13 protein-coding genes and 1 tRNA gene are annotated in these 13,152 nt (G+C 54.2%); 9 read left to right on the forward strand and 5 right to left on the reverse strand.

The window, feature by feature from the left end; all coding sequences use genetic code 11:
* Positions 1-196: 196 nt before the first annotated feature.
* Positions 197-817: a TIGR04211 family SH3 domain-containing protein gene (locus tag F3I20_RS12445; RefSeq protein WP_150037702.1), complete on the forward strand. Its 621-nt coding sequence runs from the start codon at positions 197-199 to the stop codon at positions 815-817.
* 158 nt (positions 818-975) lie between these two features.
* Positions 976-2,208: a multifunctional CCA addition/repair protein gene (locus F3I20_RS12450; RefSeq protein WP_150037701.1), complete on the forward strand. Its 1,233-nt coding sequence runs from the start codon at positions 976-978 to the stop codon at positions 2,206-2,208.
* A 15-nt stretch (positions 2,209-2,223) separates the two neighbouring features.
* Here F3I20_RS12450 and bacA read toward each other — a convergent pair whose 3' ends face one another.
* Together bacA and folB are read right to left on the reverse strand one after the other, a co-directional pair.
* Positions 2,224-3,042: an undecaprenyl-diphosphate phosphatase gene (gene bacA / locus F3I20_RS12455; protein WP_003848438.1), complete on the reverse strand. Its 819-nt coding sequence runs from the start codon at positions 3,040-3,042 to the stop codon at positions 2,224-2,226.
* Positions 3,043-3,233: 191 nt separating this feature from the next.
* On the reverse strand, positions 3,234-3,593 hold the full coding sequence (gene folB, locus F3I20_RS12460; RefSeq protein WP_013359068.1) for a bifunctional dihydroneopterin aldolase/7,8-dihydroneopterin epimerase: 360 nt from the start codon (positions 3,591-3,593) through the stop codon (positions 3,234-3,236).
* 108 nt (positions 3,594-3,701) lie between these two features.
* On the opposite strand from folB, the gene plsY reads away from it, so the two are divergent.
* Positions 3,702-4,301 carry a glycerol-3-phosphate 1-O-acyltransferase PlsY gene (plsY, locus tag F3I20_RS12465; protein WP_150014794.1) on the forward strand — a complete coding sequence of 200 codons (600 nt, stop codon included), beginning with the start codon at positions 3,702-3,704 and terminating at the stop codon, positions 4,299-4,301.
* 35 nt (positions 4,302-4,336) lie between these two features.
* On the opposite strand, the gene tsaD is transcribed toward plsY, so the two are convergent.
* Complete coding sequence (gene tsaD / locus F3I20_RS12470) at positions 4,337-5,350, reverse strand: tRNA (adenosine(37)-N6)-threonylcarbamoyltransferase complex transferase subunit TsaD (RefSeq protein WP_150014796.1); 1,014 nt, start codon at positions 5,348-5,350, stop codon at positions 4,337-4,339.
* A 277-nt stretch (positions 5,351-5,627) separates the two neighbouring features.
* Here tsaD and rpsU point away from each other — a divergent pair, with 277 nt between their 5' ends.
* The 3 genes from rpsU to rpoD all read left to right on the forward strand — a co-directional run bounded on the left by rpsU (position 5,628) and on the right by rpoD (position 10,034).
* Complete coding sequence (gene rpsU / locus F3I20_RS12475) at positions 5,628-5,843, forward strand: 30S ribosomal protein S21 (RefSeq protein ID WP_001144069.1); 216 nt, start codon at positions 5,628-5,630, stop codon at positions 5,841-5,843.
* Positions 5,844-5,961: 118 nt separating this feature from the next.
* Entirely contained in the window at positions 5,962-7,707 is a 1,746-nt protein-coding gene (gene dnaG / locus F3I20_RS12480; RefSeq protein WP_150037700.1) for a DNA primase, read from the forward strand.
* Positions 7,708-8,192: 485 nt separating this feature from the next.
* Positions 8,193-10,034 (forward strand): RNA polymerase sigma factor RpoD, encoded by a 1,842-nt coding sequence (rpoD, locus tag F3I20_RS12485; protein WP_013359071.1) that lies wholly within the window; start codon positions 8,193-8,195, stop codon positions 10,032-10,034.
* Positions 10,035-10,107: 73 nt separating this feature from the next.
* Here rpoD and mug read toward each other — a convergent pair whose 3' ends face one another.
* Both mug and F3I20_RS12495 read right to left on the reverse strand, forming a co-directional pair.
* Positions 10,108-10,626 carry a G/U mismatch-specific DNA glycosylase gene (mug, locus tag F3I20_RS12490; protein ID WP_150014800.1) on the reverse strand — a complete coding sequence of 173 codons (519 nt, stop codon included), beginning with the start codon at positions 10,624-10,626 and terminating at the stop codon, positions 10,108-10,110.
* Positions 10,623-11,207, reverse strand: coding sequence for a TetR/AcrR family transcriptional regulator (locus tag F3I20_RS12495; RefSeq protein WP_150037699.1), 585 nt, complete (start codon positions 11,205-11,207; stop codon positions 10,623-10,625). Before F3I20_RS12495 ends, mug begins: the two co-directional genes overlap by 4 nt.
* Positions 11,208-11,345: 138 nt before the next feature.
* Here F3I20_RS12495 and F3I20_RS12500 point away from each other — a divergent pair, with 138 nt between their 5' ends.
* From F3I20_RS12500 to F3I20_RS12510, 3 genes are all read left to right on the forward strand, one after another.
* The gene (locus tag F3I20_RS12500; protein ID WP_150037698.1) at positions 11,346-12,137 is read left to right on the forward strand and encodes an SDR family NAD(P)-dependent oxidoreductase; all 792 of its coding nucleotides are present in this window, start codon (positions 11,346-11,348) and stop codon (positions 12,135-12,137) included.
* Positions 12,138-12,339: 202 nt separating this feature from the next.
* Positions 12,340-12,415: transfer RNA gene (locus tag F3I20_RS12505), tRNA-Ile, on the forward strand.
* Positions 12,416-12,492: 77 nt separating this feature from the next.
* Positions 12,493-12,819: a hypothetical protein gene (locus F3I20_RS12510; protein WP_150037697.1), complete on the forward strand. Its 327-nt coding sequence runs from the start codon at positions 12,493-12,495 to the stop codon at positions 12,817-12,819.
* The last annotated feature ends 333 nt before the right edge of the window (positions 12,820-13,152 follow it).

Genomic DNA, 13,152 nt, shown 5'->3' on the forward strand with positions numbered 1-13,152 from the left:
TCACGCTGTCGCCTGGAGGGCAAGGGGTTATCAGGCGAAGATTAATGCACAGAAGCCGCGCTGTCTCTGCTTTCTTTGCTCTTTCGCAGACCTTTTCGCACTCTCATGAGACCAGGATAGTTCTCATTCAGATTTATGCGAGGCCTCTCCAGACTGTGCCGGTAAATTTTAGTCAGACTAAGCCAAACGAAATCGAATGAAAAAAATCACACTCGCTGGACTCACTTTGCTGGCCCTCAGCACCCTTGCACCTGCCCACGCCGACGAAAAACGCTATGTTTCTGATGAACTCTCAACCTGGGTACGCAGCGGGCCAGGCGATCAGTTCCGCCTGCTCGGTAAGCTGAACGCCGGGGAAGAGGTACAGCTGTTACAGACCAACAATGACACCCATTATGGCCAGATCCTTGATTCGGAAGGCCGCACCACCTGGATCCCCCTGTCGCAACTGAGCGCCAATCCGAGCCTGCGCACCCGGGTGCCGCAGCTTGAGCAGCAGGTAAAAGATCTGACAGCCAAGCTGGATAACATCGACAACAGCTGGAACCAGCGTACCGCCGAGATGCAGAACAAAGTCGCCAGCAGCGATGGCGTGATCAACGGGCTGAAAGGCGAGAACCAGAAGCTGAAAAATGAGCTGATCGTCGCCCAGAAGAAAGTCAGCGCCGCTAACGTTCAGCTGGATGACAAGCAGCGCACCATCATCATGCAGTGGTTTATGTATGGCGGCGGCGTGCTGGGTGTTGGCCTGCTACTGGGACTCTTATTGCCGCATATGCTGCCGCGCCGTAAGAAAAGCGATCGCTGGATGAACTGACTCCCTTCTGTCGGGTTTGAGCAGGGGATCGCAGGATCCCCCCTTTGGCATGTCTGCAATCCGAAGAATCTGTGCAACAATAAAATGAGATGCACCGCTGATTTCAGGCGCGGGATACGCCCGGCGTGCAGGTTATTTCTTTTTCTCTGGAGTTTTGCGTGAAGACGTTTCTTGTTGGCGGTGCGGTGCGTGATGCGCTGCTGAATCTGCCGGTTACAGACAAAGATTGGGTGGTGACAGGTTCCACGCCCGAAGCCATGCTTGAGCGGGGTTATCAACAGGTCGGTCGCGATTTTCCCGTTTTTCTGCATCCCGTCAGTCGCGAAGAGTATGCGCTGGCCAGGACTGAGCGGAAAAACGGGAAAGGCTACACCGGCTTTGTCACCTGGTCCGCACCCGACGTGACGCTGGAGCAGGACTTACAGCGCCGCGATCTGACCATCAATGCCATCGCCCGGGATGAAAACGGCGAGCTGGTTGATCCCTACAACGGCCAGCGCGATATTGCCCAGCGCCTGCTGCGTCACGTCTCGGAAGCCTTCAGTGAAGATCCGCTGCGGGTATTGCGCGTCGCGCGCTTTGCTGCGCGTTTTGCCCATCTCAACTTTCGTATTGCCCCCGAAACTCAGCGACTGATGCAGCAGATGGCCACAAGCGGTGAGCTGTCGAATCTCACTGCCGAACGGGTGTGGAAAGAGACGGAAAAAGCGCTGAATTCACGTAATCCGCAGGTCTATTTTCAGGTGCTGCGCGACTGCGGTGCGTTGCAGGTGCTGTTTCCTGAGCTGGATAATCTGTTTGGTATTCCTGCACCGATTAAATGGCACCCGGAGATCGACACCGGTGTGCATACGCTGATGACGCTGGCGATGGCCGCCGCGCTTTCCAGCGAAATCGATGTGCGCTTTGCTACGCTGTTCCATGACGTCGGTAAAGCGCTGACACCCCCTGAGCTGTGGCCAAGCCATCACGGTCATGGCCTGGCAGGCGTTCCACTGGTCGAGGCGCTGTGTCAGCGGCTGCGGGTGCCCAACGCAATTCGCGATCTGGCGCTGATCGTGACCGAATTTCACGACATGGTGCACACCATTGAACGGCAATCTGCGGCGTCGCTGGTGGCGCTGTTTGACCGCATCGATGCCTGGCGTAAGCCACAGCGTGTTGAGCAGATGGCGCTGACCAGCGAAGCAGATGCGCGTGGGCGTGCCGGGCTGGAGAGTATGCCTTATCCGCAGGGCGACTATTTGCGTCGTGCTTTTGCGCTGGCACAGGCGGTGCCAACTAAAGCTGTTGTCGAAGCGGGCTTTAAAGGGATGGAAGTGCGGGAAGAGATGACGCGACGGCGAATCGCCGCCGTCGCGCAGGGTCTGGCGATCGGGCAGCCTGACTAGCAGGCTGCCACGGGTTTACATGAAGACCATGTAAACCGCTGCCGCCACGATGAAGCGGTAAATGGCGAACGAGACAAAAGAGATGCGTTTGATCAGCTCAAGGAAGGCTTTAATCGCAATCAGCGCCACGATAAACGCCGTGACAAAACCCACGGCGAACATCGGAAAGTCGGCCATGGTCAGGAAGCCGATGCTCTTGTACATGTCCAGTACGGTCGCACCCATCATCATTGGCACAGCCAGGATGAAGGAGAACTCTGACGCGGCATAGCGGCTCACCCCCATCAGCATCCCGCCGGAGATGGTTGCACCGGAACGTGAGAAGCCCGGCCACAGCGCTAAGCACTGGAAACAGCCAATCATAAACGCCTGGCGATAGGTAATATCATCGACGCCTACGGCTTTCGGCTGTTTTGGCTTGAGATACTCTGCGGCCAGCAGCAGAACCCCTCCCACGACCAGCGCGTACATCACGTTGATCGGATTGAACAGCGTTTTGATCTGATCGTGCAGCACCAGGCCCACTACCACAGCCGGAACCATGCCCAGCAGGATATGGATCAGCGACAGACGACCGGTGCCGACACCTTCATGTTTGACTTCGCCAAAGTGAATGCCGATCAGGCCAAACAGACGACGCCAGAACATCACTACTACAGCCAGAATCGATCCTAACTGGATCACAACTTCAAAGGTCTCGGCTTTTTCACCTTCAAAGCCCAGCAGGTGACCCACTATAATCATGTGCCCTGTGGATGAGACCGGTAAAAATTCGGTCAGCCCTTCCACAACGCCCAGGATTGCAGCTACCCAAAGCTGATGAATATCTGCCATCAAATGTTTCCTCTATCCGTTTCAAAACCATTAAAAAGGCGGTAGCGCGTTGCTATCGCCTGAAATCATGCCGCAATTAGCCTGAATTAAACCTTAAGTTCCGCTCCGTTTCGCCTGCTGTAACGAAACGGTCCACGCTATGACAGACAGTAATTTGGTTTGGTTTCATTGTGATGGCAATCACATCGTATTTATTTAGGAATAGTCCCGCGCTCAATTCGCACGCCAACCTGCGCAGCCTGGGCTACAGCGCCCGGTTTGCTTACCTTTATGCGTACGCCAGGCGAATTGAAACGGTTCATCAACAGATCCGCGATTTCTTCAGCCACCCGCTCAACCAGGGCAAAACGCCCCCCGTTCAGATGGGTAAGAATCGCCGAGGAGACATCGGCATAGCTGAGACAATCTTTCACATCGTCGCTGCTGGCTGCCAGGCGGTTATCCCAGGCCATTTCGACATCGAGCACCAGCTTCTGCTGTATACCCTGTTCCCAGTCGTAAACGCCAATGGTGGTGAACACCGTGAGTTGTTCTATAAATACGATATCCATGATGAGGGTCTCTGTTTTTGGCTAAGCCGGATACCACTTCCGGCGGATTATGCGTATTATCCACAGTTGATGAGATCAAAACGACCCTAAAGGGAACGGTACGGTGTTATGAGTGCTTTCGCGCTTGGTATGATTATTTTCGCGTATCTTTGCGGTTCGATTTCCAGTGCGATTCTGGTTTGCAAACTCGCTGGCCTGCCCGATCCCCGCACACACGGTTCCGGTAATCCGGGTGCCACCAACGTACTGCGTCTGGGCGGTAAAGCCGCAGCAGCCAGCGTATTGGTGTTTGATGTGCTGAAAGGGATGGTACCGGTCTGGCTGGCTTATCTGATGCACGTGACGCCGCTCTATCTTGGCCTGACCGCCATTGCCGCCTGTCTCGGTCATATTTATCCGGTGTTCTTTCACTTTCGCGGTGGCAAAGGCGTCGCAACGGCATTTGGCGCGATTGCGCCGATTGGCTGGGACTTAACCGGGCTGGTCACCGGCACCTGGCTGCTCACAGTTCTACTCAGCGGCTATTCCTCGCTGGGGGCGATTGTCAGTGCACTGATCGCGCCATTTTATGTCTGGTGGTTCAAACCGCAGTTCACCTTTCCGGTTTCCATGCTCTCCTGTCTGATCCTGCTGCGTCATCACGATAATATTCAGCGGCTGTGGCGCGGTCAGGAAGGCAAGATCTGGAAGCGCAAAAAGAAATCTTAGCCATAAAAAAAGCCGGCAAGCCGGCTTTTTTTATTTCAGATGGCGGGCAACTCCGCCAGCGGCCAGCGCGGTCGCACGCTGACGCTTAACTCGCCCCGTGTTCCGCCTTTTAACCGCACCATGCCCGCGTACGCGATCATCGCACCGTTGTCAGTACAGAACTCTGGACGGGCGTAAAACACTTCCCCGCCGCGCTTTTGCATCATGATCGCCATCTGCTCGCGCAATGTGCGGTTAGCGCTGACGCCACCGGCAATCACCAGACGCTTAAAGCCGGTCTGATCCAGCGCGCGCTTGCATTTGATCGACAGTGTATCCACCACCGCATCTTCAAAGGCGCGGGCGATATCAGCACGGGTCTGCGCATCATCAGGGTTGGCACGAATGGTATTAGCGGCAAAGGTTTTCAGGCCGGAGAAGCTGAAGTCCAGGCCCGGACGATCGGTCATCGGCCGCGGGAAGGTAAAACGCCCCGCCGTGCCCTGCTGCGCCATCTTCGACAGCATCGGCCCGCCCGGATAATCCAGACCGAGCAGCTTCGCCGTCTTATCAAAGGCTTCGCCCGCAGCATCATCGATCGATTCACCCAGCAATTCATATTCACCGACGCCGGTGACGCTAATCAGCTGGGTGTGTCCGCCGGAGACCAGCAGTGCGACAAACGGAAACTCCGGTGGATTCTCTTCGAGCATTGGTGCCAGCAGGTGGCCTTCCATATGATGAACCGGCACGGCAGGCACTTTCCATGCAAACGCCAGCGCGCGACCAATGGTGGCACCGACCAGTAGCGCGCCGACCAGTCCGGGACCGGCAGTGTAAGCGACGGCATCAATCTGCTGCGGCTCAAGCCCCGCTTCTTTCAGCGCCGCCTGAATCAGCGGCACGGTTTTACGCACGTGATCGCGTGAGGCCAGTTCCGGCACCACCCCACCATAATCAGCGTGCAGTTTTACCTGGCTGTAGAGCTGGTTAGCCAGTAATCCAGCCTCGTCATCATAGATTGCGATGCCGGTTTCATCGCACGACGTTTCAATACCCAGAATTCGCATTGCATCACCTCATTCTTGCGGCGCGCAGTTTATCACAGCAATGGGAGGTGCAGCGCGGACATCCCGCGTAAAAAGTCATTTTCTGTCGGCTAAAGAGTGCGCTATACTCCCGCCCCTGGAAAAACCGGCAGCCGCACAGGCAAACGCTCCTGTTGGTTTCAAATTATCCATGGTGCTTTACAAACCAACATGAGTTGGAGTAAAATGCTGCACCATTTTGAAATGTGCTGGCGCCGCAGTCAGCAGCAAAACCGAATTTTATCGAGGTGAGAGTTACATGCCGGTAATTAAAGTACGTGAAAACGAGCCATTTGACGTAGCACTGCGTCGCTTCAAGCGTTCATGCGAGAAAGCAGGCGTTCTGGCTGAAGTTCGTCGTCGTGAGTTCTATGAAAAACCGACTACCGAACGTAAGCGCGCTAAAGCGTCAGCAGTTAAGCGTCACGCCAAGAAACTGGCTCGCGAAAACGCACGCCGCACTCGTCTGTACTAAGTCGTTCCGGAGGTCCGCCTCCACCGCGTGATTCACGCAGACAGAGTCAAGTAAAAGGCCGTGCTTTCCGAAAGGAAGCGCGGCTTGTTGCCGTTTATGAGCTGAAAATCTGGGGCGTATGGCTGGACGAATTCCACGCGTATTTATCAACGATTTACTTGCCCGCACGGATATCGTGGATCTTATCGATGCCCGCGTTAAGCTGAAAAAGCAGGGTAAGAATTTCCATGCGTGTTGTCCTTTCCATAATGAAAAAACGCCCTCTTTCACCGTAAACGGCGAAAAGCAGTTCTATCACTGTTTTGGCTGTGGTGCACATGGCAACGCTATCGACTTTTTAATGAACTTTGATCGTCTGGAGTTTGTTGAAAGTATTGAAGAGTTAGCCACTTCCCACGGTTTAGACGTGCCTTACGAAGCAGGCAGCGGGCCAAGCCAGATGGAACGCCATCAGCGCCAGAGCCTGTATCAGCTGATGGAGAGCCTGAACGGTTTTTATCAGCAGGGTCTGCAGCAATCCAGTGCGCAGCCAGCACGCGACTATCTTGATCGTCGTGGTCTGAGCGCCGACATCATCAATCATTTCGCCATAGGTTATGCGCCAGCCGGCTGGGATAACGTTCTCAAGCGTTTTGGTAAGCAATCGGAAGACCGTGAATCGTTGATGGAAGCGGGCATGCTGGTCAGCAATGACAAAGGCCGTACCTATGACCGGTTTCGCGACCGCGTCATGTTTCCGATCCGCGATAAGCGTGGCCGCGTCATCGGTTTTGGCGGACGTGTCCTGAGTAACGAAACGCCGAAATACCTGAACTCGCCGGAAACACCGATTTTCCATAAAGGCCGCCAGCTCTATGGCCTGTATGAAGCAGTAAAAAATCATCCTGAACCCGCCCGCCTGTTAGTGGTCGAGGGATACATGGATGTGGTTGCGCTGGCGCAGTATGGCATCGATTATGCCGTCGCGTCGTTAGGCACCTCGACCACGGCCGAACACATTCAGTTGCTGTTTCGCAGTACCGACACCGTGATCTGCTGTTATGACGGCGACAGGGCGGGTCGTGAAGCGGCATGGCGTGCGCTTGAGACCGCATTGCCTTACATGAATGATGGTCGTCAGCTACGCTTTATGTTTTTACCCGATGGCGAAGACCCGGATACGCTGGTACGTAAAGAGGGTAAAGCCGCTTTCGAAGCGAGGATGGAGCAGGCGATGCCGCTCTCTTCGTTTTTGTTTGATAGCCTGTTGCCGCAGGTAGATCTGAGCTCACGCGACGGAAAAGCGCGTCTGAGCACACTGGCTTTACCGCTGATTACCCAGATCCCTGGTGAGACCTTACGTATTTATATGCGTCAGGAACTGGGGAACAAGCTCGGTATTCTTGACGACAATCAGCTTGAAAAGCTGATGCCGAAGCAGGCTTCAAGCGGAACGGCACCAGTTGCGCCAACGCTGAAACGGACCACCATGCGTGTGCTGATCGCCCTTCTGATTCAGAACCCGCAGCTGGCTACTATGGTACCTTCGCTTGATGGGCTGTCTGAGTCAAAAATGCCGGGTTTACCGCTATTTATTGAGTTAGTGGGTCGTTGTACTGAGAATCCTGGATTGACCACCGGACAGCTACTAGAGTTATATCGCGGAACAAATTTTAGTCAGACGCTTGAAACGCTGGCGATCTGGAACCACATGATAGTAGATGAAGAAGCCGAAGCGGTGTTTCAGGACTCGCTGGCCAGCATCTACGACTCTGCTCTTGAAGAGCGCCTGGAATTTTTGATTGCGCGTGAGCGCACCCAGGGACTGAGCGCCGATGAGCGTCGTGAACTCTGGACACTCAGTCAGGCGTTTGCCAGGAAGTAATTTATCACGCTGCCCGTTCTGACGAAGGGCAGCGTGGCTGTTTTAAGGCCGGGAGCGTTAAGCCAGGCCATCAGCACAGGAATCAAAGGCCGTTGGTCTGGTTACCACCAGCGCACAGCTCCCGCAGCGTACTAAAGTACGTGAGGAGAGCGAGCACTGCCGGGAAGCAGAATGGCGAGTAAGCCAGGCCGTCAGCACAGGAATTAAGGGCCGTTGGCGTCGAAGCCAGTCTGGTTACCGCCAGCGCACAGCTCCCGCAGCGTACTAAAGTACGTGAGGAAGCGAGCACTGCCGGGAAGCAGAATGGCGAGTAAGCCAGGCCTGTACCACCAAAAATTTATACAAGCGGCTTAAGTGCCGATTACTGTTGGGCAAAGCCCACGCCGCGACGAAGGCAGCGGCAAGAATTAAACGCCTTCACTGCTATTGTTGGCGCGCTGCCGACCGACACCAATCTAATTTAACAGAAGTGTGGATACCGTCTTATGGAGCAAAACCCGCAGTCACAGCTCAAGCTTCTTGTCACCCGTGGTAAGGAGCAAGGCTATCTGACCTATGCTGAGGTCAATGACCATCTGCCGGAAGATATCGTCGACTCCGATCAGATCGAAGACATCATCCAGATGATTAACGACATGGGTATTCAGGTGGTTGAAGAAGCCCCCGATGCCGACGATCTGATGCTGAATGAAAACAGCTCCGATACTGACGAAGATGCCGCGGAAGCTGCCGCTCAGGTGTTATCCAGCGTTGAATCTGAAATCGGGCGTACCACTGACCCGGTTCGCATGTATATGCGTGAAATGGGTACCGTTGAACTGCTGACGCGCGAAGGCGAAATCGACATCGCCAAGCGTATTGAAGACGGTATCAACCAGGTTCAGTGTTCTGTAGCCGAATACCCTGAAGCGATTACTTATCTTCTCGATCAGTACGACAAAGTTGAAGCAGGTGAATCACGCCTCTCCGATCTGATCACGGGTTTCGTCGATCCTAACGCAGAAGAAGATCTGGCCCCGACGGCAACGCACGTGGGTTCCGAACTTTCTGAAGCCGATCGTAACGACGACGATGAAGAAGATGAAGAAGATGATGACAGCTCCGACGACGATAATTCTATCGACCCGGAACTGGCACGCGAGAAGTTTTCTGACCTGCGTAAGCAGTATGAAACCACCCGCGACGTGATTAAAAGCAAAGGTCGCAGTCATGCTGCCGCCGTTGCCGAAATCCAGAACCTCTCCGACGTCTTTAAGCAGTTCCGCCTGGTACCGAAGCAGTTCGATTACCTGGTAGGCAGTATGCGCACCATGATGGAACGTGTCCGTACCCAGGAACGTCTGATCATGAAGCTCTGTATTGAGCTGTGCAAAATGCCGAAGAAAAATTTCATCACGCTGTTTACCGGCAACGAAACCAACGAAAGCTGGTTCAAAGCCGCATTGGCAATGAACAAGCCCTGGTCTGAGAAGCTGCTGGAAGTGCAGGATGACGTGATGCGTTCCCTGCAGAAACTGGCACAGGTTGAAGAAGAGACCGGCCTGACCATTGAACAGGTTAAAGACATTAACCGTCGCATGTCGATCGGTGAAGCCAAAGCCCGTCGCGCCAAGAAAGAGATGGTGGAAGCGAACCTTCGTCTGGTTATTTCGATTGCCAAGAAATATACCAACCGCGGTCTGCAGTTCCTCGACCTGATTCAGGAAGGTAATATCGGCCTGATGAAAGCGGTAGATAAGTTTGAATATCGCCGTGGTTACAAGTTCTCGACCTATGCGACCTGGTGGATCCGTCAGGCGATCACCCGCTCTATCGCTGACCAGGCGCGTACCATCCGTATTCCGGTGCATATGATTGAGACCATCAACAAGCTCAATCGTATTTCGCGCCAGATGCTGCAGGAGATGGGCCGTGAACCCACGCCGGAAGAGCTGGCTGAGCGTATGCTGATGCCGGAAGATAAAATCCGCAAAGTGCTGAAAATCGCTAAAGAGCCGATCTCGATGGAGACGCCGATTGGTGATGATGAAGATTCACATCTGGGCGATTTTATCGAAGACACCACGCTGGAGCTGCCGCTGGATTCTGCTACCTCAGAGAGCCTGCGTTCTGCTACCCACGATGTGCTGGCTGGCCTGACCGCGCGTGAAGCGAAAGTACTGCGCATGCGTTTCGGTATCGATATGAACACGGACCATACGCTGGAAGAAGTGGGCAAACAGTTTGACGTTACGCGTGAGCGTATTCGTCAGATTGAAGCGAAAGCCCTGCGTAAACTGCGCCATCCGAGCCGTTCGGAAGTGCTGCGTAGCTTCCTCGACGATTAAGTCCGACAAGACCCCGGTTCGCCGGGGTTTTTTATGCCTGCCTGTTAGCGCCTTTCCCCTGCCCTTCGCAGGTTCAACTGCTCTCCGGATGCAGTGCCAGCCAGAGCTGACGATACGCCTCAACCATTTCGTCCAGTGATGCGCGATTCAGGCCGCTGGGATTCGGCAACACCCACACCTGCGTTTTCCCCATACAGATCGGCTGTTTTCCCCATTCGACTTTGCTCTGCTTAAAGGCGCGACGAAACGCATCTTTACCCAGAATCGCCAGCGCGGCGGGCTGGTAATCCAGCACCTTCTGCATCAGGCGTTTACCGCCGTCCCTCAGCTCATCAGGGGCTAACTCATTCGCCTGCACCGTGGGCCGCTCGACCAGCATCGTGATGCCGCAGCCGGTTTCTGTCAGGCGCAGCTCCTCTTCGGGTTTCAGCTGTTCCCGGGTGAATCCCGCCAGATGGATCACTTTCCAGAAACGATTACCAGGATGCGCAAAGTGGAACCCATGATGGGCCGTTGACTGGCCTGGATTAATACCGCAGAACAGCACATCAAGACCGGAACTGATGATGTCGCGGATAGCATGTTCACTCATGCAGCGACCTCCAGCGTGCGCTGCTTCAGCGCTGCACGACTGCGTTGCAGCATCAGGCTGGCCTGCTCCGCATCCGGACAGGCTCGCGCCAGCGCCAGCGCACCAATCATCTCTGCCATCATGCTTGAAGCCAGCGCATCCGCTTCTGCCCACCCCAGCTCACTCAGCAACTGCGTCAGACTGGCATGCATCGTATTGAAACCCTGGGCGAAGATTTGCCGCGTAGGTTGGGGAAGATGCGCCACTTCGCTCACCAGCGCTGCCAGCGGACAGCCCTGTGCTGGTGCATTACGATGCGCCTCGGATAGGTAGCTATCAATAAAGTCTGCCAGCTGCTGCGCTGGCTGAGTCACGGACTGAGCGGGCTTAAAGATATCGGTTTCAGCAAACATATGCTTCAGCACCTCCTCAACCAGCTCCTCACGTGACGCAAAATGCGCATAAAAACCGCCATGCGTCAGCCCTGCCCGCTTCATCAGCGCCGCTACACCGATTCCTTCGGTGCCGGTTTCACGCATCACACGCGCCGCCTCATCAAGGATACGCTGCCGCGTTTGTGCTTTGCTGCTCTGCTTCTCCATCTTATTTCCTTCGATTTCTGCCCGGTAGCGTCTGGCTATTATAGTAATTATTACGGTCATCATATTCCAGCTTGACGGCTGATATGATGGTCGTCATATTTGTAGCTATTATGACGATCATCATACGAGGAAGAAAAGATGTCAAAATCAGGCACAGCATTAATCACCGGCGCATCCAGCGGTATCGGCGCGACTTATGCAAAACGACTGGCAGCACGCGGTTATGATCTGATCCTGGTCGCCCGTGATCAGGCGCGACTCACCACCCTGGCGGATGCACTGGCACAACAGCACGCTATCCGGGTGACAGTCATGAAGGCTGACTTAACGGAGGAGCAGGACCTGAAGCGCGTGGAGTCGGAGCTGGCGAACAACCCAGAGATTACGCTGCTGCTGAACAACGCGGGCATGAGCGTGGAAGGCGAGTTTCTGGAGGCAGACATCACACGCATCAACAGCATGCTGGTGTTAAATATTCTGGCCCCAACCCGTCTGGCACAGGCGGCTGGTCGGGCATTCAAAGCACGCGGTCACGGCATCATTATCAATATCGCCTCGGTGCTGTCGCTAATGCACGAAATGTTCAATGGTGCCTATAACGCCACCAGGTCTTATGTGCTGACTCTGACGCGCGGCATGCAGCGAGAACTCGCCGGGAGCGGCGTGCAGGTACAGGCCGTCTTACCCGGCGCGACGCGCACCGAAATCTTTGACCGTGCAGGTCAGTCAATTAATGAAATCCCGGCTGAGATGCTGATGGACGTTGATGAGATGGTCGACGCCGCGCTTGCCGGTCTCGACAGCAAAGAGGCGGTAACCATTCCGGCACTGGAAGATCTTCTGATGTGGCACGATTACGATCAGGCGCGTGGTGCAATGGTTCCTCACCTTTCACGGGACAAATCGGCATCCCGCTATCGTCAGAACTAAGCCAGCGTTAACTTATCGCGGCTGAAGTGCGGTTTCGTTCACGGCACGGAGAAGCATTGTCCGTGCCGTTTTGCGACTGCAGCTTCAGACGTTGCCAGATTTGTTATAGAAATCAGCAGCTAAATCGCTGCTGCTTATTTCAGCAACCAGTGGCGGAGTGCTGGATTGCCCTGAAGAGATACTTTATAATCCCCGCTCCGCTGGCCCCTTAGCTCAGTGGTTAGAGCAGGCGACTCATAATCGCTTGGTCGCTGGTTCAAACCCAGCAGGGGCCACCAAATTTTAAGGACTTACGTTAACAGCGTAGGTCCTTTTTGTTTTCCGCGAAACATGGGAGCAGCCTGGATTCAGATCCATGGCGCGCAATATATCAAAGGTGCTGCCAGGTTCATGCAGCCAGCTGATTATATTGTCAGACAGCAGTAAGCCCTTATGCGTGGGCCAGCGTGTGTATGAACTGGAGAAGGTGATTGAACGCGCCGTAATACTGCCCCGTGACACGGTACTGACTTTACAGCTTCCTGAATACAATTATCCGCTGCCGATGACACAGCCCATGAGCGTTGGCGTCAGGCATGAAACACATCTGATCCCTCATTTGAATGAAGAAGATGGGCGCAAACATAGAAGCGGGTTCTGCCACATATCTCTTCTGAGCCAGGCGCTGGCATGCCGCCAGTAATGCATCACGCACTGAGAGCCTTTTCATCTGAATGAAAAAACGGACAAGCCGGTTCTTACCGAAACGCTGCTTTGAAAATAAGATCTCTTATCGAGATTATTTATTTTGCCCGTTTTAACAGTACATCCTGAAACTCAACAACAGCGTCGCCCTGTTTTTCCAGCAACAACCTCGAAAAATAAGTCATCAAATGATGATAAAATAACTTTAAATAAGCCTGTGATAGAAAATAATTTGATCCTTTCCGTTTATGTGAATAGCATTACCTACCATAACACGCACATAACATCGTTTGTTAATTATTAAATCATATGGCACCGCCCTTTCTGTTAC

This window comes from Candidatus Pantoea gossypiicola (assembly GCF_008632075.1).
Taxonomy (GTDB): domain Bacteria; phylum Pseudomonadota; class Gammaproteobacteria; order Enterobacterales; family Enterobacteriaceae; genus Pantoea; species Pantoea gossypiicola.